18 protein-coding genes are annotated in these 18,852 nt (G+C 65.6%); 11 read left to right on the forward strand and 7 right to left on the reverse strand.

The genetic code is table 11. From position 1 onward, the window contains the following. Positions 1-140 precede the first annotated feature (140 nt). A complete protein-coding gene (gene ptsP / locus ACVWY5_RS37250) occupies positions 141-2,408 on the forward strand; it encodes a phosphoenolpyruvate--protein phosphotransferase (RefSeq protein WP_028337326.1) in 2,268 nt (755 codons plus the stop codon). A gap of 57 nt (positions 2,409-2,465) precedes the next feature. Continuing rightward, positions 2,466-3,545: a peptide chain release factor 1 gene (gene prfA, locus ACVWY5_RS37255; RefSeq protein WP_028337327.1), complete on the forward strand. Its 1,080-nt coding sequence runs from the start codon at positions 2,466-2,468 to the stop codon at positions 3,543-3,545. 34 nt (positions 3,546-3,579) lie between these two features. On the opposite strand, the gene ACVWY5_RS37260 is transcribed toward prfA, so the two are convergent. Next, on the reverse strand, positions 3,580-4,050 hold the full coding sequence (locus ACVWY5_RS37260) for a MarR family winged helix-turn-helix transcriptional regulator (RefSeq protein ID WP_028337328.1): 471 nt from the start codon (positions 4,048-4,050) through the stop codon (positions 3,580-3,582). A gap of 146 nt (positions 4,051-4,196) precedes the next feature. Beyond that, positions 4,197-4,706: a hypothetical protein gene (locus ACVWY5_RS37265; RefSeq protein WP_028337329.1), complete on the reverse strand. Its 510-nt coding sequence runs from the start codon at positions 4,704-4,706 to the stop codon at positions 4,197-4,199. Between the two features lie 244 nt (positions 4,707-4,950). Between ACVWY5_RS37265 and ACVWY5_RS37270 the strand changes: the two genes are divergently transcribed. The 4 genes from ACVWY5_RS37270 to ACVWY5_RS37285 all read left to right on the forward strand — a co-directional run bounded on the left by ACVWY5_RS37270 (position 4,951) and on the right by ACVWY5_RS37285 (position 9,863). Then, on the forward strand, positions 4,951-6,306 hold the full coding sequence (locus tag ACVWY5_RS37270) for a substrate-binding protein (protein ID WP_028337330.1): 1,356 nt from the start codon (positions 4,951-4,953) through the stop codon (positions 6,304-6,306). A gap of 115 nt (positions 6,307-6,421) precedes the next feature. Then, entirely contained in the window at positions 6,422-7,297 is an 876-nt protein-coding gene (locus tag ACVWY5_RS37275; protein ID WP_028337331.1) for a branched-chain amino acid ABC transporter permease, read from the forward strand. Between the two features lie 14 nt (positions 7,298-7,311). Continuing rightward, positions 7,312-9,168: a branched-chain amino acid ABC transporter ATP-binding protein/permease gene (locus ACVWY5_RS37280; RefSeq protein WP_028337332.1), complete on the forward strand. Its 1,857-nt coding sequence runs from the start codon at positions 7,312-7,314 to the stop codon at positions 9,166-9,168. Further along, complete coding sequence (locus ACVWY5_RS37285) at positions 9,165-9,863, forward strand: branched-chain amino acid ABC transporter ATP-binding protein (RefSeq protein WP_028337333.1); 699 nt, start codon at positions 9,165-9,167, stop codon at positions 9,861-9,863. The genes ACVWY5_RS37280 and ACVWY5_RS37285 overlap by 4 nt, the downstream gene beginning before the upstream one ends. Here the strand turns inward: ACVWY5_RS37285 and ACVWY5_RS37290 are convergent. Then, positions 9,860-10,285, reverse strand: coding sequence for an HIT domain-containing protein (locus tag ACVWY5_RS37290; protein WP_028337334.1), 426 nt, complete (start codon positions 10,283-10,285; stop codon positions 9,860-9,862). The genes ACVWY5_RS37285 and ACVWY5_RS37290 overlap by 4 nt on opposite strands. Before the next feature lie 105 nt (positions 10,286-10,390). On the opposite strand from ACVWY5_RS37290, the gene prmC reads away from it, so the two are divergent. After that, positions 10,391-11,278: a peptide chain release factor N(5)-glutamine methyltransferase gene (prmC, locus tag ACVWY5_RS37295; protein ID WP_028337335.1), complete on the forward strand. Its 888-nt coding sequence runs from the start codon at positions 10,391-10,393 to the stop codon at positions 11,276-11,278. Between the two features lie 481 nt (positions 11,279-11,759). Further along, the gene (locus tag ACVWY5_RS37300; RefSeq protein ID WP_028337336.1) at positions 11,760-12,515 is read left to right on the forward strand and encodes a DUF4167 domain-containing protein; all 756 of its coding nucleotides are present in this window, start codon (positions 11,760-11,762) and stop codon (positions 12,513-12,515) included. 44 nt (positions 12,516-12,559) lie between these two features. Here the strand turns inward: ACVWY5_RS37300 and ACVWY5_RS37305 are convergent, their stop codons facing one another. Then, positions 12,560-13,312, reverse strand: a complete 753-nt coding sequence (locus ACVWY5_RS37305; protein WP_028337337.1) for a class I SAM-dependent methyltransferase — start codon at positions 13,310-13,312, stop codon at positions 12,560-12,562. Between the two features lie 182 nt (positions 13,313-13,494). On the opposite strand from ACVWY5_RS37305, the gene gloB reads away from it, so the two are divergent. Then, positions 13,495-14,262, forward strand: a complete 768-nt coding sequence (gloB, locus tag ACVWY5_RS37310) for a hydroxyacylglutathione hydrolase (protein WP_028337338.1) — start codon at positions 13,495-13,497, stop codon at positions 14,260-14,262. Then, complete coding sequence (locus tag ACVWY5_RS37315) at positions 14,262-14,693, forward strand: cupin domain-containing protein (protein ID WP_028337339.1); 432 nt, start codon at positions 14,262-14,264, stop codon at positions 14,691-14,693. The genes gloB and ACVWY5_RS37315 overlap by 1 nt, the downstream gene beginning before the upstream one ends. A 72-nt stretch (positions 14,694-14,765) precedes the next feature. Here the strand turns inward: ACVWY5_RS37315 and yddG are convergent, their stop codons facing one another. From yddG to ACVWY5_RS37330, 3 genes are all read right to left on the reverse strand, one after another. Further along, the gene (gene yddG, locus ACVWY5_RS37320; RefSeq protein ID WP_028337340.1) at positions 14,766-15,638 is read right to left on the reverse strand and encodes an aromatic amino acid exporter YddG; all 873 of its coding nucleotides are present in this window, start codon (positions 15,636-15,638) and stop codon (positions 14,766-14,768) included. Between the two features lie 187 nt (positions 15,639-15,825). After that, positions 15,826-16,551 carry an acetoacetyl-CoA reductase gene (gene phbB, locus ACVWY5_RS37325; RefSeq protein WP_016841131.1) on the reverse strand — a complete coding sequence of 242 codons (726 nt, stop codon included), beginning with the start codon at positions 16,549-16,551 and terminating at the stop codon, positions 15,826-15,828. 168 nt (positions 16,552-16,719) lie between these two features. Further along, positions 16,720-17,898 carry an acetyl-CoA C-acetyltransferase gene (locus ACVWY5_RS37330; RefSeq protein ID WP_028337341.1) on the reverse strand — a complete coding sequence of 393 codons (1,179 nt, stop codon included), beginning with the start codon at positions 17,896-17,898 and terminating at the stop codon, positions 16,720-16,722. A gap of 313 nt (positions 17,899-18,211) precedes the next feature. On the opposite strand from ACVWY5_RS37330, the gene phaR reads away from it, so the two are divergent. After that, positions 18,212-18,802: a polyhydroxyalkanoate synthesis repressor PhaR gene (gene phaR / locus ACVWY5_RS37335; RefSeq protein WP_016841133.1), complete on the forward strand. Its 591-nt coding sequence runs from the start codon at positions 18,212-18,214 to the stop codon at positions 18,800-18,802. Positions 18,803-18,852: the final 50 nt, after the last annotated feature.

Genomic DNA, 18,852 nt, shown 5'->3' on the forward strand with positions numbered 1-18,852 from the left:
GTGGCACAGTTTAGTGATCCCGAATCGGCGGGAACTGGCGAGCGGCGACGCCGAATGATTAAAATTGTTGTTTTTGACGAGTTTTGCGCCAGCGGCCGGCCGCACCGGTGCGTTGGCTTCGTGGGGAGGGACTGAAACACATGCGGAGCGCGTCGGGAGGCCCCCGCATCCTGTTGAGACGGCTCCGCGAGACCATGGCGGAGCAAGTCTCCGCCCAGGAGCGGCTCGACAAGATCGTGGTGCTGATCGCGGCCAACATGGTGGCCGAGGTCTGCTCCTGCTACGTGCTGCGCATCGACAACACCCTCGAGCTCTATGCCACCGAAGGTCTGAACCGCGACGCCGTCCACCGCACCGTGATGAGCGCGCATGAAGGCCTGGTCGGCCTCGTCGCCAGCGAGGCGACGCCGCTCAATCTGTCCGACGCGCAAAGCCATCCCGCCTTCGCCTACCGCCCGGAGACCGGCGAAGAGGCCTACCACTCGTTCCTCGGCGTGCCGATCCTGCGCGCCGGCAACACGCTCGGCGTGCTCGTGGTGCAGAACCGCGCCAAGCGCACCTATGTCGAGGAAGAAGTCGAGGCGCTGCAGACCACCGCCATGGTGCTGGCGGAGATGATCGCCTCCGGCGAGCTTGCCGCGCTGGCGCAGCCCGGCGCCGAGCCCGCCGCGCGGCACTCGCTGCACAAGACCGGCGCGGTGCTCTCCGACGGCATCGCGCTCGGCCATGTCGTGCTGCACGAGCCGCGCGTCGTCATCACCAACTACATCGCCGAGGATCTGCCGAAGGAGATCAAACGGCTCGACACCGCGCTCGCCAATTTGCGCGCCGATCTCGACCGCATGCTGGAGCGCGGCGACGTCGCCGACGGCGGCGAGCACCGCGAGGTGCTGGAAGCCTACCGCATGTTCGCCAACGACCAGGGCTGGTCGCACAAGCTGCATGAGGCGGTCGCCACCGGCCTCACCGCGGAAGCCGCCGTCGAGCGCGTGCAGTCCGACACCCGCGCGCGCATGCTGCGCTCGACCGATCCCTATCTGCGCGACCGCCTGCACGACCTCGAGGATCTCGGCCATCGCCTGATGCGGCAGCTGGTCGGCCAGGACCATGCGCCGTCGCGCGAGCAGCTGCCCGACAACGCCATCCTGATCGCCCGCGCGATGGGCCCGGCGGCATTGCTCGACTATGACCGCAAGCGGCTGCGCGGCCTGGTGCTGGAGGAAGGCACCGCGAATTCCCACGTCTCGATCGTGGCGCGCGCGCTCGGCATTCCCGCGGTCGGCGAGGTGCCGAACGCGCCCGGCATCGCCGATCCGGGCGACGCCATCATCGTCGACGGCATTTCCGGCGAGATCTATGTCCGCCCCTCGACCGAGATCGAATCCGCCTATGCCGAGCGCGTCCGGTTCCGGGCGCGCCGGCAGGCGCAATATTCGGCGCTGCGCGACAAGGCCTGCGTGACCAAGGACGGCCAGCCGATCGAGCTTCTGATCAATGCCGGCCTGACCATCGACCTGCCGCATATCGACGACACCGGCAGCGCCGGCATCGGCCTGTTCCGCACCGAATTGCAGTTCATGGTGAGCCCGAACCTGCCGCGCTCGAGCGACCAGCTCGCGCTGTACCGCACCGTGCTCGACGCCGCGGGCTCCAAGCCCGTCACCTTCCGCACGCTCGACATCGGCGGCGACAAGGCGCTGCCCTATATGGAGACCGTGATCGAGGAAAATCCCGCGCTCGGCTGGCGCGCGATCCGGCTCGGCCTCGACCGTCCCGGCCTGCTGCGCGGCCAGATCCGCGCGCTGCTGCGTGCCGGCGGCGGCCGCGCGCTGAAGATCATGTTCCCGATGATCTCGGACATCGCCGAGTTCGATCAGGCCAAGGCGATCGTCGAGCGCGAGCTGACCTATCTGCGCCAGCACGGCCATTCGCTGCCCGAGCGGATCGATATCGGCACCATGGTCGAGGTGCCGGCGCTGCTCTACCAGCTCGACGAGCTCCTGAAGAAGGTCGACTTCGTCTCGGTCGGCTCCAACGATCTGTTCCAGTTCCTGTTTGCGGTCGACCGCGGCAATGCCAAGGTCTCCGAACGTTTCGACATTTTGTCAGCGCCGATCCTGCGCGCGCTGCGCGACATCGTGCGCAAGGCCAAGGCGGCGAAGAAGGCCGCCTCGCTGTGCGGCGAGATGGCCTCGAAGCCGATCGGCGCGCTGGCGCTGATCGCGATCGGCTACCGTTCGCTTTCATTGTCGGCAACCGCGCACGGCCCGGTCAAGGCGTTGATCCTCGATCTCGACGCCAAGAAGGCCGAGGCGATGATCAATCCGCTGCTGGACGCGCCGGTCGGCAGCGTCTCGATCCGCGAGGCGCTGACGAAGTTTGCGGAAACCGAGGGGCTGGCCTTGTAGCGACGCTGCCGTCGCCGCTGCCGCCCTTCCGTACCTTCCGCAATTCGAGATACCGCCATGCTACCCGAAGCCAAACTCGACGTCCTGCTCGCCCATCACGCCTCGCTCGAGGCCGAGCTGCTCGGCGAGGTCAAGTCCGATCGCTATGTTGCGATCACGCGCGAGCTCGCCGAGCTCAATCCGTTGATCGACGCGGTGAAGCTCTATCGCTCCGCCCGATCGGAGCTCACCGATACCGAGGCGATGCTGGCGGATGCGGGGACCGATCCCGAGATGCGCAGCATGGCGGAAGCCGAGCTGGAAACGCTGCAGGCGCGGATCGGCGAGCTCGAGCAGCAGATCCGGATCGCGCTGCTGCCGAAGGACGCGATGGACGACCGCAACGTGATGCTGGAAATCCGCGCCGGCACCGGCGGCGACGAGGCCTCGCTGTTCGCCGGCGACCTGTTCCGGATGTATGAGCGCTTCGCGTCCTTGCAGGGCTGGAAGGTCGAGGTGATCTCGGCGAGCGAAGGCACCGTCGGCGGCTACAAGGAAATCATCGCCGAGGTGCAGGGCCGCGGCGCGTTCGCCAAGCTGAAATTCGAATCCGGCGTGCACCGCGTGCAGCGCGTGCCCGACACCGAGACGCAGGGCCGCATCCACACCTCGGCCGCCACGGTCGCCGTGCTGCCGGAGGTCGAGGACGTCGACGTCGATATCAAGGACACGGACTTGAGGATCGAGACCATGCGCGCGGGCGGCGCCGGCGGCCAGCACGTCAACAAGACCGAATCGGCGATCCGCATCACCCATCTGCCGACCGGCATCGTGGTGATGATGCAGGACAGCCGCTCGCAGCACAAGAACCGGGCGTCGGCGATGAACATCCTGCGCTCGCGCATCTACGATGCCGAGCGCCAGCGCGTCGAGGCGGCGCGCTCCGCCGAGCGCAAGGAGAAGGTCGGCTCCGGCGACCGCTCCGAGCGCATCCGCACCTATAATTTCCCGCAAGGGAGAGTCACCGACCACCGCATCAACCTGACGCTCTACAAGCTGCCGCAGGTGATCGCGGGCGAAGCGCTCGGCGAACTGATCGACGCGCTGACGACCGAACACCAGGCGGCACAGCTCGCCGCGCAGGGCGCCGCGGCCTGACGCGCGCCGCCGCTTGCGCCGGCGGATGCTACGCTCAGTCCTCTCCGGAAGACGGCGAGGACTTCAGCAAGCGGCGCAACGCCGGGCTCGCGACGCGGCGCAGCTCCTCGATGTTCTTCTTCGAGACCGCCTGGAGCTTCTGCTCGCCTTTCGCCGTCAGCTTGAGCTGAACCCGCCTCGCGTCATCGGGATCGGCAAGGCGGCTGACCAGCCCGAGCTTTGCCATGCGGTTCATCAGTTCGACGGCGGAGTGATGCCGGATCAGCAGGAACCGCGCGATGTCGCCGACGGTCGGCGGACCGGGGTCGACGAAACCCTTGATGCCGAGCAGCGCCTGGTGCTGCCGCGGCGTCATTCCGGCCTTCCGGGCTCCCTCCTCGCTGAATGCGAGAAACCTCCGCAACTCGTAGCGAAACTGCGCCAGCGCCCGGTAGTCCACCGGCGCGGCCGCCGCCTTGCGTTTCGTTGCTCCGGCGGGCGCTCGTCGTTGCTTTGGTTGCGGCATTCGATCGTCCTGCTGCTGGCTCGCTCCACCGGACGGCAGACGCCGTGCAACGCTATCAAGCCCGCGTCGGACGCACCATACTACCGGCCGCCCTTCCACTCATGTTTTCAACGGTTTGACGATCGAACGGCAGGGGCCGGGCAAGCTCAGGGCTGCGGCCAGTGATCGTAGGTCGAGCTCAATATCTTCAGCAGCACGATCTGGAACGCGACCGGAATCCGCGGGCTCCTGCGGCGAATGGATTTCTCCAGCGCCTCGGTGATCTCACTCTTGGTGAGATGCCCGGCCGAGGCACGCTCGACCAGATCGCCCCAGACCTCCGACAACGACTTGCCGGTGTGATGCGGAGACGGGATCGTTATTCCGCGCGTCTCGGCCCAAGCGATGATCTCGCGCATGGTTTGCCGTCCGCAATTTCGCGCCGTCGCGAGATGCCGCGCGGTGAGCAGGCGCAACAGATCGTCCGGCGGCGTCCAGCCCACCTTCGGCGGCACTTCGTCGAGCAACTCGACCGCCAGTTCCTTCAGGACGTTGATCGCGCGAATGCTCAGGCTGCCCGATTGCTCGGCGCCACCGTGCTCGGTCACGGCGTGACCGTGCTCTGATACGGCGTGCTCTCCGGGATTTCCGGTGCGACTTGAAGGCTCCTGGATCATCGCTCCCTCACTTACAGGACCCGCACCCGGTCGGTAAACCCTCGATACATCGTAGAACGATATTATTTCTATCGTAGGCCGATATGATTCGACGAAAGGTGACATTGACTAAATATGCCGGTGAGGAATTGTAGCTGTGACAGGCTGCTCCATCGCAGCCGGCGCATCGTGCCGCCGATTGATCCGATCAGGCGACGAGTGAGCATGCGCGCCAACAATCAATATAATTGGAGGATACTGAGCGATGAGCACCAAGGATTTTCGGCCGGGCAGCGCCCCGAACGTTTCGCGCCGCACTTTGCTGCAAGCCGGCGCGGGCCTGATCGGCGGCAGCGTGCTGCCGGCCTCGATCGCATCGCGGGCATTCGCCGAGGACCACCCGGCGATCGGAACCTATCCCGCGGGCACGTCGGGCTCTTCGGCGTTCATCGGCATCTCGGTCCCGCGCACCGGCACCTATGCGGTGCAGGGCGAGGATGAGCTCAAGGGCTATCAGCTCGCGATCGAGCACATCAACACCGGCCACGAACTGATCAAGAAGATCTCGCCGAAGACCAGCAAGGGCGTGCTCGGCAAGGAGCTGAAGTTCGGCGTCGCCGATTCCGCGGCGAAGCCGAACGAGGCCGTGCAGGCGCAGCAGCGCTTCATCTCCGAGAACAAGGCGGTGATGATCACCGGCGGCACGTCGAGCGCGGTCGCGGTGGCGCTGAACAAGCTGGCGCAGCGCGAGAAGGTGATCTTCGTCTGCGGCATTTCCGGCTCCAACGACACCACCGGCAAGGATTGCGTGCGCTACGGCTTCCGCCAGAACTTCTTCGGCCAGACCGCCGCGGCGGCGATCGCGCCGGTGCTGATCAAGCAGTTCGGCAAGAACAAGAAGGCCGCCTACCTCACGCCCGACTACACCTACGGCCACACCGTCACCAAGTCGATGCAGGACCGTCTCGCCGAGGCCGGCTGGACCACAGTTACCAACCAGGTCTCGCCGCTCGGCGCTCCGGACTATTCGTCCTATCTGCTCAACGTCGCGAATTCCGGCGCCGACGTGCTGATCAACGTCAACTGGGGTCATGACGCCGTGCTGTCGACGCAGCAGGCCAAGCAGTTCGGCGTGCTCGACAAGATGAAGCTCGTGGTGCCCTACCAGGTGCCGTTCATCGCCCGCGAGACCGGCGGCCTGATGCAGGGCGTCTACGCCGCGACCGACTATTGGTGGACCATCGAGGACAAATATCCGCTGGCCAAGATGTTCAACGAGGCCTTCGAGAAGAAGTACGGATACAAGCCGGAATGGGGCGCCGAGAACGCCTATGTCAGCTTCGCGCACTGGGCGCGCATGGTCGAGGAAGCCGGCAGCTTCTATCCGCCCGACGTCATCAAGGCATATGAGAAGGGCGAGACGCTGCCCTCGCTGGTCGGCGACGTCCACTATCGCCCCGAGGATCACCAGTGCGTCCGCCCCGTCGTCATCGTTCGCGGCAAGATGGAAAAGGAGATGAAGGACAAGGAGGACTATTACGAGGTGATCGAGATAGTCCCCGGTGACGGCTTGATGCAGAAGCCGGATGCGTTCGGCTGCCATCTCGGCGACTACACCTGATTAACGTGGGAAGACTCGGCGCCGTGGGCGGGGCGACCCGGCCCGCGGCGCCGCTTTTCTCGGAATGCATCCTCCATCGACCGGGCCAGATAAAACGGCTGAGTGAACGCGCGCCATGATCAACTGGCCAAATTTCGTCTCGCAATTTTTCAACGGACTGGCGCTCGGCGCGCTGCTGGCGCTGATCAGTTCCGGATTGACGATCATCTACGGCACGCTCGGGGTGCTCAACCTCGCCCACGGCGCCATGTTCATGATCGGCGGCTACGCCGGATACGTGACCTACTCCTATACCGGCTCGTTCATCCTCGCCGTGATCGCGGGCTCGCTGTTCGTGATGGCGCTCGGCGTCGCGATGGAGCGGATCATCATCCGCCATTTCTATCATCGCCCGCATGAGGACCAGCTGCTGGTCACGTTCGGCCTCGGCATCTGCTTCGTCGAGATCGTGCGGCTGATCTTCACCAGCCAGTCGCAGGTGGTGCCGCCGCCGGCGCTGCTGCAGGGCATCACCTCGCTCGGCTTCCTGTTCTATCCGACCTACCGGCTTGCGGTCGTCGGCATCGTCGCGGTCGCGCTCGGCGCGCTGTTCCTGATCCTGTACCGCACCCGGCTCGGCATGATCGTGCGCGCCGGCATCGAGGATTCGGTGATGGTCGATTCGCTCGGCATCAACGTCTACCGCGTCTTCATGATCGTGTTCGGCATCGGCGCGATGGCCGCGGGCTTCGCCGGCATCATCAACGCGCCGGTGGTGTCGCTGACGCCGGGTGTCGGCGACGACATCCTCGTCGAGACCTTCGTGGTGGTGGTGATCGGCGGCGTCGGCTCGTTTCCCGGCGCCATCCTCGGCGGGCTGATCGCCGGCGAGATCATCAGCATCACCTCGATGTTCAACCCCGGTTACGCCTACGTCATGCTGTTCGCGGCGATGACGCTCGTGCTGGTGCTCAGACCGCATGGCCTGCTCGGCACGCAGGGCCGCGAATGACGACGGATATTTAGATGCTTAAACAGCGCCCATACCTGATCGAATTCCTGACGGCCGCCGGCCTGATCGTCGCGCCCTTCGTGCTGCCGTGGCTCGGCTTCGCGCCCAACACCGTGAACCGGATCCTGGTCTGGGGCCTGTTCGGCCTCGGCTTCGACATCCTGTTCGGCTTCACCGGCCTGCTGTCGTTCGGCCAGTCGGCCTTCTACGGCACCGGCGGCTTCGTCGCCGCCTATCTGCTGACGCGCGCCGGCTTCCCCTACGTCGTGCTCGCGCTCGTCATCGGCATGATCGCGGCCGCCGCCACCGGCTATCTGATCGGCCTGATCGCACTGCGCCGCACCGGCATCTATTTCGCGATGATCACGGTGGCGATCGCCGAGGTGTTCTTCTTCGTCGAGTTCAATCCGCTGTCGGACTTCACCGGCGGCGAGAACGGGCTGCCGGGCGTGCCGACCCCGAGCTTCAATCTCGGCTTCACCACGCTGCACTTCACCACCGGCTGGTCGCTCTACCAGTTCCTGGCGCTGTGCTACTTCATCGGCGTCGTGATCGCGCTGCGCATCGTGCGCTCGCCGGTCGGCGCCGTGTTCAGCGCGATCCGCGACAATCCACTGCGCGCGACCGCGGTCGGCCACAACATCCACGGCTACAAGCTGACCGCCTTCGTGATCGCCGCCGCCTATGCCGGCTTTGCCGGCGGGCTGCTCGGCGTGCTGCAGGCCTTCATGCCGCCCGACGCATTCACTTTCGACACCTCGGGGCAGCTCGTGATGCAGACCGCGATCGGCGGCCGCGGCACGCTGTTCGGGCCGCTGGTCGGCGCCGCGGTGTGGCTGTCGCTGCAGGACTTCCTGCAGGCGGCGCTCGGGCTCGGCGCGGCCTGGAAGCTTGTGCTCGGCGTCGTGTTCGTGCTGCTGGTGTGCTTCCTGCGCCGCGGCATCATCGGCGGCCTCGCCGATCTCTACCGCCTCCTGACCGGACAGCGCGGCGCCAAGGAGCCGGAGGAGAGCGCGCCCGAGGTCGTCGCCGTGGCAAGCGACCGGCACGCCGCGGTGCCCGCCGCGCCGAAGCCGGTGGCGGCTCGCGCCGGCGGCAATCCGTCCGGACCGATCCTCCAGGCCAGGGGCCTGACCAAGCGCTATGGCGGCCTGCTCGCCAACAGCGACATCGACTTCACCGTCAATCACGGCGAGCTGCGCGGCATCATCGGCCCGAACGGCGCCGGCAAGTCGACCTTCTTCAAGATGCTGACCTGCGAGGTGCACCCGACCTCGGGCACCATCCTGTTCGAGGGCCGCGACATCACCGGCATGAACGTTACCGACGTCTGTCAGCTCGGCCTGACCAAGAGCTACCAGGTCAACCAGCTATTCGCCGGGCTGACGGTGCGCGAGAATCTGGTGATCGCGGCGCTGTCGGCGCTGCGCGGCAAGTTCAAGCTCGACCTGTTCCGCAGCATCGACAGCATCCCCGGCCTGTCGGAGCGCGTGCAGCAAACGCTGGAGCTGGTCAATCTCACATCGAGGCCCGATACGCCCGTGTCCGAGCTCGCCTATGGCGAGAAGCGACGGCTGGAGATCGGGCTGGCGCTGGCGACGTCGCCGAGCCTGTTGCTGCTCGACGAGCCGCTGGCCGGCATGAGCCCGCGTGAGCGCGTCGAGACCGTCAAGCTGCTGAAGTCGATCAGCCAGGGGCGCACCATGATCATCATCGATCACGACATGGATGCGCTGTTCGAGCTCGCCGAGCGCGTCACCGTGCTGCAGGAAGGCCGCGTGCTGGTCGAGGGAACGCCGGAAGAGATCAAGAACAACTCGACCGTCCAGGAAGCCTATCTTGGCGGCGTGCATGGAGTGCTCGCCGCATGAGCCTGCTCGAGGTCAATGGACTGAACAGCTATTACGGGGATTCCCATATCCTGTTCGACGTCTCCTTGCGCGTCGAGCGCAACGAGGTCGTGGCGCTGCTCGGGCGTAACGGCGCCGGCAAGAGCACGACGCTGAAGAGCCTGATGGGCGTCGTCACCCCGCGCCGCGGCTCGGTGATGTTCGACGGCGTCGAGATCTCCGGCCGGAAGAGCCACAAGATCGCGCAGGCCGGCATGCAGCTGGTCCATGAGGAGCGCCGCATCTTCGGCAGCCTGAGCGTCGAGGAGAACCTCGTGATCGCAGGCCTGACCGCCTCGCAGCGCTGGCCGCTCGACCGCATCTACGAGATGTTCCCGCGGCTGCGCGAGAGGCGCGGCAACCGCGGCACCGACCTGTCCGGCGGCGAGCAGCAGATGCTGGCGATCGCGCGCGCGCTGGTGCGCGATCCCAAGATCATCCTGCTCGACGAGCCATTCGAGGGGCTGGCGCCGGTGATCGTGCGCGACCTGATGAAGGCGTGCCGCGATCTGGCCGAGGCCGGGCAGACCATCGTGCTGGTGGAGCAGAACCTCGCCGCGACGCTGGCGCTGGCGCAGCGCATCTACATCATCAACAACGGGCACATCGTCCATGAAGGGCCGGCGCAGGAGATCAAGGCGCAGCCCGAGGTCCTGCAGCGCTATCTCGGCGTCTAGCCTGCGAGCGCCGCAATCATGCGTTTGGCGTGATCGACGAGCACGTCCATCTCCTCCTTGCGGGTCTGCGCGGGCAGCAGCGCGACGCCGGCCTTCACCGGCATCACATGCATATGCAGGTGAAACACCACCTGGCCGCTGGCGGGCTCGCTGAACTGCTGGATGATGATGCCGTCGGCGGCAAACGCCTTCATCGCGGCGATGGCGATGCGCTTGGCCGACCGCGCCACCGCGGCGAGGTCGTCGTCCGCGATGTCGAGGATGCCGCGCGCGGGCGCCTTCGGAATCACCAGGGTATGTCCCGGCGATCGCGGCATGATGTCGAGAAAGGCAAAGGTCCGGTCGGTCTCGTAGACCTTGAAGCTCGGGACCTCGCCGCGCAGGATCTTGGCGAAGATGTTCTGGTCGTCATAGCCCGTCATGGTCGCGCGTTCCGGATCGATGGGTTGAGATTTCGACCGTGCGCGCCGGCCGCACGGGGCGCAAGTGATATCGACGCCGCATCGACCATCGGCTAACAACGCGCGATGAGCGAACCCGCTGAAAATCGCCCGACCGTCGAGAGTATCAGGCGCAGCCTCGCCGCCCGCCTCAAGGCGGCCGGCCGCGACGCCGCCGAGCTCGATGCGCGCCTGCTGGTCGGCGCCGCGCTGGGGCTCGATCTGACCGGCATGGTCACCGGCGCGAAGCGCGCGCTGACGAGGGACGAGGCGGATCGCCTCGAGCGCCTCGCGCAGCGCCGCCTCGCCGGCGAACCGGTCGCGCGCATCCTCGGCGTCAAGGAGTTCTGGGGATTGCCGCTGCATCTGTCCGCCGCGACGCTGGTGCCGCGCCCCGACACCGAGACGGTGGTCGAGCGTGCGCTCGAACTGCTGCGCGCCGACGGCGTCGCCGAGCGCGCGTTGCGGATCGCCGATCTCGGCACCGGTTCCGGCGCAATCCTGCTGGCGCTGCTCTCGGAACTGCCGAACGCACATGGCTTCGCCACCGACATCTCGGCGGAAGCGCTGCAGACTGCGAGCCGCAACGCCGCCGCGCTCGGACTTAGCCAGCGCACGACATGGATCGAGTGCGACTATGGCAGCGGGCTCGTCGGCGCATTCGAGCTGATCGTGTCCAACCCGCCCTACATTCCCTCGGCCGATATCGCTGCGCTCGACATCGAGGTGCGCGCGCATGATCCGCGCGCGGCGCTCGACGGCGGTGCCGACGGGCTCGACGCCTACCGCGCGCTGATTTCGCAATCTGCGGGTCTTTTGGCCCCAGGCGGATTTCTGGTTGTGGAAGTCGGACAGGGTCAGAGCGGCGACATTGAAGCGCTGATGACGGCATCCGGATTATCCCCAACGGGGCCGCCAAAAGCCGATCTCGGGGGCATCCCGAGGGCCGTTTCCGCCCGCCGGCTGCCCCGATAAAGTCCTATTGGAACGAAAAAAAACCTCTTGGATTATCCCCCGGGAACGACTACGTTCCGGGCACAACATCGGTGCTGGCCCCGTAATCCGTTACGGGTGATGACCAGGGTTCAGCAGAGCCCGCCGATCGAAAGGTTCCAGGAACGCAGGTCTCATAGAGCGCAATAGCCGAAGCTGTGCTGCTCTCGACCGCCAAGCGAACGAAAGCCTGTTATTGCGCTTGAAGACTTACGCACGAGAACTGAGCCTGTCTCAACGGGCGGAATGATTTGGTCGCTGGCGCGATTGCCGGCGGTTGGGGAACGCGTCTTTGCTGAACGCGACTTTGCTGAACGAGATGGTCGGCGACATCGAAACCACTTCGAACGGTATTGCGATTCCGTGTGCCTAGGCGCGCGCCGAATCGGACTCTGGGAATCGGACTTCTGAGAAATCGGACTGTGGACTGCAATAACTTCAGGGCTGGAATAAAAGGCGACAGATGAGAAACGGTCAGAACAACAAGCGGATGCGCAACCGGAATAACAACAACAATAACAACAACAATAACCGGCGCGGCCAGAATCCCCTGACACGGGTGTATGAATCGAACGGACCCGACATCAAGATCCGCGGCACGGCCTCCCACGTGGCCGAGAAATACGTTCAGCTTGCGCGCGATGCGCGCTCGTCCGGCGATCCGGTGGCAGCTGAGAACTACTATCAGCACGCCGAGCACTACTACCGGATCATCGCGGCCGCGCAGGAGCAGTTCCGGCAGAACCAGCAGCAGCCGCGCCCGGACGCCGAGGTCACGCCGACCGAAGACGGCGACGACGACAGCGACGGCTATTCGAGCTTCGGCCAGGAGCCGGGCTTCGTGCCGCAGCAGCAGCAACCTTTCATGCGCGACAACGGCCAGCAGCCGTACCAGCGCGATCAGCAGCAGCCGCGTGAGCATCAACCGCGTGAACATCGTGAGCGCGAGCATCGTCCGCAGCCGCAATACCAGCCGCAGCCGCAGAACCAGCCGCAGCCCGCGATGGCCGATGCCGGCGGCGTCGATCGCCTGCCCTCGTTCATCACCGGCGGCGCGCAGCCGCAGGTCAACGGCGCCTACGAAGGCAATAATGGCGGCGCAGAACGCGGCGAACGGAGCGAGCGCTTCCCGCGCCGCCGCCGCCGTCCGCACGGCCCGCGCCCCGATATGGCGGCACAGCCCGCGCCGAGCGACGACTTCAATCCGGGCAACGAGTAACGCAACCGTGCAGCCACCCTCCCCCTTCCGGGGAGGGTGACATTTCACGCCTCTGTGTGAGTCGATTTGCGCGTCGCCGTCGAGGACGGCACCAGCACCGGACGCAATGACGGGATCAACTGCGTGCGCTCGCGGCGCGCGGGGATCGCGCGATAGACCTGCTTGGTCGCCTCCACGATATGCACGCCGGCGAACGGCATCGACAGCGCCGCGCCGACCCGCTCCCACGCCATCGCCGAGCGCAGGAACCAGCTGCCCTGCACCGGCGGCATGAACAACGCCTCGCCCCACGACGACGGCGTGAACCAGGTCTGCCGCAACAGCTGCGTGATCTGCGCCCGCGAATAGGGCCGGCCATGGCCGAACGGCGTGGCGTCGGTGCGCGTCCAGACGCCGCGGCGATTCGGGATGATCGCGATCACCCGCCCCGATGGCGAGAGCACCCGCCACACCTCGCGCAGCAGCCGCTCCGGGTCATCGGACATCTCCAGCGCGTGCACCAGCAGCACGCGGTCGACCGCGGCATCCGGCAGCGGCATCGAGAATTCGTCGATCAGGGTGGCCAGCGCCGGCCGGCCGGTCGGCCATTTCAGCACGCCCTGGGCCGCCGGCATGAAGGCGATGCAGCGCTCGCAGGACTCACGGAACAGGCCGAGATAGGGGGTCGGATAGCCGAGGCCGAGCACGCGCTGGCCTTCCGCGTTCGGCCACCGCGCGCGGATACCCCGGTTGATCAGCTGCCGCGCCACGATGCCGAGGCGCTGCGAATAGAAGTCGCGCAGGTCGATGACGTCCATGATTTAGCCTAACACGCCCCCCGCTGCCGGGGTGCGCCGAAAATTGCATTGCCGCCGGAGCGTTAACGCCATATTTCACCCCTATATTGGGCGCGTTAAAAGCATGACCCGGGAAAGTCGATACCGGTCTTTCGAATACATCATGCTTTGAAATGTCCGTCCCGTTTGTTCGTGGAGATATCATGACCGCCGAAATTCGCACCTTCAGCTGCCTCACCGACAATTTCGGGTATTTGATCCACGATCCCGCGACCAAGGCGACGGCGTCGATCGACGCGCCGGAGGCCGGCCCGATCATCAAGGCGCTGGAGCGCGAAGGCTGGACGCTGACCGATATCCTGATCACCCATCACCATGGCGACCATGTCGGCGGCGTCGCCGAGCTGAAGCAGAAATACGGCTGCCGCGTCGTCGCCCCGCGCGACCAGTCGGCCAAGATCGCCAATGTCGATCTGCGCGCCGCCAATGCCGATGTCATCAAGGTCGGCAGCCTGCTCGCACGCGTGGTCGAGACGCCCGGCCATACGCTCGATCACATCTCCTATGTGTTCGACGGCCAGAAGGCGGTGTTCGCCGCCGATACGCTGTTCTCGATCGGCTGCGGCCGGGTGTTCGAGGGCACCTATCCCATGATGTGGGATTCGCTGCTGAAGCTGCGCTCGCTGCCGGATGATTTCCGTCTCTATTGCGGCCATGAATATACCGCGGCGAATGTGAAGTTCGCGCTCACCATCGAGCCTGACAATCCGGCCCTGCAGAAGCGGGCCGAAGAAGTCACAAAACTTCGCGCCGAGAACAAGCCGACGATTCCGGTGCTGCTCGGCGACGAGAAGAAGGCCAACGTGTTCCTGCGCGCCGACGAGCCCGCGGTCGCGGCCAAGCTGCACATGAAGGGCGCCGACCCGGCGCTGGTGTTCGGCGAGCTCCGCGAGCGCAAGAACAAGTCGTGATGGCCGACCTCTCGGCTGCCGACATCATCGCGCGGCTTGCGCTGCAGCCGCATCCCGAAGGCGGGCACTATCGCGAGACGTTCCGCGACGCGCGCTGCGACGCCAATGGCCGCGCGCATTCGACCGCGATCTACTTCCTGCTGGCGCGCGGCGAGCGCTCGCACTGGCACCGTATCGACGCGGTCGAGATGTGGCATTATTACGCCGGCGCGCCGCTGACGCTGCGGATTGCAGAGGACGGCGCCCCACATTCGATCACGCTCGGGCCGGATGTGGCGCGCGGCGAGCGGCCGCAGGCGATCGTGTCGGCGGACACATGGCAGGCCGCGGAAAGCTGTGGCGACTGGACGCTGGTCGGCTGCACCGTCGCGCCGGGATTCGAGTTCGCGAAGTTCGAGCTGGCGCCAAAGGGCTGGGAGCCGGCTTCGTAAGAGTTCTTGTAGGATGGGTAGAGCGCAGCGAAACCCATCATCTCGCCGCGTGGATAGAAGTTGATGGGTTCCCTACGTTCTTTTTCTCAGCACCATGTCTTTCGCCGCGATCAGGCCGCCGCCGGCGATCAGGATCGCGGCGATCGCAATGTTGGCACTCGGCTTGGCAAACCCCGCTGCTATCAAGAACGCGGTCGAGAGCAGCGGCGTCGCATAGGACGCGGCACCGAGCACGCGGATGTCGCCGCGCTTCATGCCGATGTCCCAGGCGAAGAACGCGGCCCCCACCGGCCCGATGCCGAGCGCGATGACGGCGAGCCATTGCAGCGGCGTCGCGGGCCACACCGTCGTCTCCACCATCATGTGCACCAGCGCCGCAAGCACGGCGGTCGCAAGGCAAAAGCCGGCCACCGCATCGGTCGGCACCGCCTTGAGCCGGCGTGACATCACCGAATAGGACGCCCAGACGAACGCCGCGACGAAGGCGGCCGCGAAGCCTGGAATCTGCTCTTTCGTGAAGGCGCCGGTGTTGCCGGCGAACAGCAGCACGGTGCCGGCGAGGCCGAGCAGCGCGCCGACGATGTGATGCACGGCAAGCCGCTCGCCCGGCAGCAGCGACGAGAACAGCACGATCAACAGCGGCCAGAGATAATTGAGCAGGCCGGCCTCGGCCGGCGGGGCGAAGCGCAGCGCCAGGAAATACAGCGCGTGATAGCCGAACAGCCCGCCGACGCCGACGACCCAGGCGACAAGCGGTTGCTTCAACGCGCCGAAGGCCGATGGCCGCAACAGGAAGCTCGCGAACGCGACCGCGGCGCCGATCGCAAAGGTCATGGCCGCGAGCTGGAACGCCGGGATAGTCCCGGTCGCGACCGTCATGACCGACAGCAGCGACCACATCAGGATGGCGGTCAGTCCGACAAGGGTGGCAGTTCGGGTCGTCATCTCAAATCAATCCGTCGTGGCCGGGCATGACTGTCCAAAGGATGGCGGTCTGCAGCCGCTCGCCGATGTCCCGGCCGGCCACGTCTTCCTTCGCGTGTGGCGCGTTGTAAAGACGAAAATGCCCGGCACAAGGCCGGGCATTCGCGACTTGATTGTGCGCGCCTGCGACGCGACGACGCTGCTCGCGTCAGGCGTGATACTGGCCGCCGTTCACGGTCAGCGTCGAGCCGGTGATGAAACCGGCATCGTCGGCGGCCAGGAACACCACGGCCCGCGCGATCTCTTCGGGTTCGCCGAGCCGGGCGACCGGAATCTGCGGGATCACGTTCTTCTCGAGCACGTCCTTCGGCACCGCCTGCACCATCTCGGTGTTGATATAGCCGGGGCAGATCACGTTCACGGTGATGCCGCCCTTGGCGTTCTCCAGCGCCAGCGCCTTGGTGAAGCCGATGTCGCCGGCCTTTGCCGCAGAGTAGTTGACCTGGCCGAACTGGCCCTTCTGGCCGTTGATGGAGGAGATCGAGATGACGCGGCCGAACTTGCGGGCGCGCATACCCTCGATCACCTGGCGCGTCATGTTGAACAGCGAGCCGAGATTGGTGTTGATCACGGCGTTCCACTGCTCGACCGTCATCTTGTGGAATGCGGTATCCTTGGTGATGCCGGCATTGTTGACGAGCACGTCGACCGGGCCGAGATCGGCCTCGACCTGCTTGACGCCGGCCGCGCAGGCGTCGAACGACGCGACGTCCCACTTGTAGACCGGAATCCCGCTCTCCGCCTTGAACTTCTCCGCCGCGGCGTCATTGCCGGCGTAGCTCGCCGCCACCTTGTAGCCCGCCGCTTTCAGCGCCTTGCTGATCGCAGCTCCAATACCGCGCGTTCCGCCCGTCACCAATGCAACACGTGCCATGTCCGTTTCCTCCTTGGCCGTCTTTTATAACCGGATAACTCCGGCCTACGCACTCACAACCCCTCGAAACAAAAATGCCCGGCGCAAAGCCGGGCATCTTATTTATCAGCTCGCGCCGCGGTTGACAGATGATCTTTTCATCACCTAACCGGCCTCGCTGCCTTTTGTTCAGTCGCGTGCAACGCACATAGCGATGCCCATGCCGCCGCCGATGCACAGCGTCGCGAGGCCCTTCTTGGCATCGCGCTTCTGCATCTCGTGCAGCAGCGTCACCAGCACGCGCGCACCCGACGCGCCGACCGGATGGCCGATCGCGATCGCGCCGCCATTGACGTTGACCTTGGCCGGATCCCAGCCGAGGTCCTTGTTCACCGCACAAGCCTGCGCCGCGAACGCCTCGTTGGCCTCGATCAGATCGAGGTCGGCGATGTTCCAGCCGGCCTTCTTCAGCGCGGCGCGCGAGGCGGGGATCGGGCCGGTGCCCATGATCTTGGGGTCGACGCCGGCCTGGCCCCACGAGACGATGCGGGCCAGCACCTTCTTGCCCTGCTTGGCGGCTTCCTTGGCGGTCATCAGCACGACGGCGGCGGCGCCGTCATTGATGCCCGAGGCGTTGCCGGCGGTCACGGTGCCCTCCTTCTCGAAGGCCGCGCGGAGCTTGGCCATCGCGTCGAGCGTGGCGCCATGTCGCGGATACTCGTCGGTGTCGACCACGATATCGCCCTTGCGGGACTTGATGGTGACCGGGACGATCTCGTCCTTGAACTTGCCGGCCTTCTGCGCCGCCTCGGCCTTGTTCTGCGAACCGACCGCGAACTCGTCCTGCTGCGACCGGGTGATCTGGTACTGCTTGGCGACGTTCTCGGCGGTGTTGCCCATGTGGTAGCCGTTGAAGGCATCCCACAGCCCGTCCTTGATCATGGTGTCGATCAGCTCGAGGCCGCCCATCTTGACGCCGCCACGCAGATATTGCGCGTGCGGGGCCATGCTCATGGATTCCTGGCCACCCGCGACGACGATCGAGGAATCACCGTTGAGCAGCGCCTGGTAGCCGAGCGCCACGGTGCGCAGGCCGGAGCCGCAGAGCTGGTTGACGCCCCAGGCCGGGCTTTCCACCGGGATGCCGGCCGCGATCGAGGCCTGGCGGGCCGGGTTCTGGCCCTGCGCGGCGGTGAGGATCTGGCCCATGATGACTTCGGAGACCTGACCACCCTCGACGCCGGCACGCTCCAGCGCCGCCTTGATGGCGATCGCGCCGAGGTCATGGGCCGGCGTGGTGGCGAAAGCGCCGTTGAAGCTACCGACGGGGGTGCGGGCGGCGCTGACGATGACGACATCGTCTGACATGGACATCTCCTATGGGTTGTAGCTGGGTTTCTCGACGGCGGGCGGCCGATTTGGCGGGCCTGTCTCTTGACGGCTATCCTGTAAACCTCATCGAGACATGTCAATCGCACTGTCGGGCAAATCGCGCCGCGACGCACTCAAAATGACGGCCTTGGCACTTTCCTGAGCAAATCCTATGCTTTGGAATTAACCGCACAGCACAAAACTGTAGCCGAACCGCTTTGAAAATGCTTACCTTTGCTGCGATGCGTTGCATTTTGCCCTGCGGCGATGCCGTAGGGTTCCAGGTTCTTCGGTGTTGAAGTGAGAGCCCATGGCAAAATCTGAACAACCGACCACGATCAAGAAATACGCGAACCGGCGGCTCTATAATACCGGGACGAGCACCTATGTGACGCTCGAGGATCTCGCGGCGATGGTGAAGGAAGGCGAGGATTTCCTCGTCTATGACGCCAAGACCGGCGACGACATTACCCGCTCCGTGCTCGCGCAAATCATCTTCGAACAGGAAAACAAGGCCGGGCAGAACCTGCTGCCGACCACGTTCCTGCGCCAGTTGATCCGGTTCTACGGCGACAGCATGCAGATGGTGGTGCCGAAATATCTCGAACAGTCGATCGAGACGCTGACCAAGGAACAGGAAAAATTCCGCAAGCAGATCGCGGGCGCGCTGAGCGGGACACCGTTTGCGCCGCTGGAAGAACAGGTCCGCCGCAACATGGAGCTGTTCCAGCAGACCTTCTCGATGTTCAAGCCGTTCGTGCCGCAACGCGGCGGCGGCGAGGCCGAGAAGGCGCCGGAGCCCACGCCCGATGACGGCAACATCGACGACCTTCGCCGCCAGATGAAGGACATGCAGGAACGCCTCGAGCGCATGTCGCAGCCGACGAAGAAGGACGAGTAGGTCGCTTCGCCGATCGGCCGGACGCACCGGCCGCTATCGTTTCGCGCAAT

This window comes from Bradyrhizobium sp. USDA 3256 (assembly GCF_054058275.1).

Excerpts from the sequence above, each read along its gene's own strand:
- ACVWY5_RS37300 (WP_028337336.1), top strand. The coding sequence starts at position 11,760 with ATGAGAAACGGTCAGAACAACAAGCGGATGCGCAACCGGAATAACAAC.
- ACVWY5_RS37275 (WP_028337331.1), top strand. The coding sequence starts at position 6,422 with ATGATCAACTGGCCAAATTTCGTCTCGCAATTTTTCAACGGACTGGCG.
- ptsP (WP_028337326.1), top strand. The coding sequence starts at position 141 with ATGCGGAGCGCGTCGGGAGGCCCCCGCATCCTGTTGAGACGGCTCCGC.
- prmC (WP_028337335.1), top strand. The coding sequence starts at position 10,391 with ATGAGCGAACCCGCTGAAAATCGCCCGACCGTCGAGAGTATCAGGCGC.
- ACVWY5_RS37260 (WP_028337328.1), bottom strand. The coding sequence starts at position 4,050 with ATGCCGCAACCAAAGCAACGACGAGCGCCCGCCGGAGCAACGAAACGC.
- phbB (WP_016841131.1), bottom strand. The coding sequence starts at position 16,551 with ATGGCACGTGTTGCATTGGTGACGGGCGGAACGCGCGGTATTGGAGCT.
- yddG (WP_028337340.1), bottom strand. The coding sequence starts at position 15,638 with ATGACGACCCGAACTGCCACCCTTGTCGGACTGACCGCCATCCTGATG.
- ACVWY5_RS37290 (WP_028337334.1), bottom strand. The coding sequence starts at position 10,285 with ATGACGGGCTATGACGACCAGAACATCTTCGCCAAGATCCTGCGCGGC.
- ACVWY5_RS37285 (WP_028337333.1), top strand. The coding sequence starts at position 9,165 with ATGAGCCTGCTCGAGGTCAATGGACTGAACAGCTATTACGGGGATTCC.
- ACVWY5_RS37315 (WP_028337339.1), top strand. The coding sequence starts at position 14,262 with ATGGCCGACCTCTCGGCTGCCGACATCATCGCGCGGCTTGCGCTGCAG.
- ACVWY5_RS37305 (WP_028337337.1), bottom strand. The coding sequence starts at position 13,312 with ATGGACGTCATCGACCTGCGCGACTTCTATTCGCAGCGCCTCGGCATC.
- prfA (WP_028337327.1), top strand. The coding sequence starts at position 2,466 with ATGCTACCCGAAGCCAAACTCGACGTCCTGCTCGCCCATCACGCCTCG.
- gloB (WP_028337338.1), top strand. The coding sequence starts at position 13,495 with ATGACCGCCGAAATTCGCACCTTCAGCTGCCTCACCGACAATTTCGGG.
- ACVWY5_RS37270 (WP_028337330.1), top strand. The coding sequence starts at position 4,951 with ATGAGCACCAAGGATTTTCGGCCGGGCAGCGCCCCGAACGTTTCGCGC.
- phaR (WP_016841133.1), top strand. The coding sequence starts at position 18,212 with ATGGCAAAATCTGAACAACCGACCACGATCAAGAAATACGCGAACCGG.
- ACVWY5_RS37280 (WP_028337332.1), top strand. The coding sequence starts at position 7,312 with ATGCTTAAACAGCGCCCATACCTGATCGAATTCCTGACGGCCGCCGGC.
- ACVWY5_RS37330 (WP_028337341.1), bottom strand. The coding sequence starts at position 17,898 with ATGTCAGACGATGTCGTCATCGTCAGCGCCGCCCGCACCCCCGTCGGT.
- ACVWY5_RS37265 (WP_028337329.1), bottom strand. The coding sequence starts at position 4,706 with ATGATCCAGGAGCCTTCAAGTCGCACCGGAAATCCCGGAGAGCACGCC.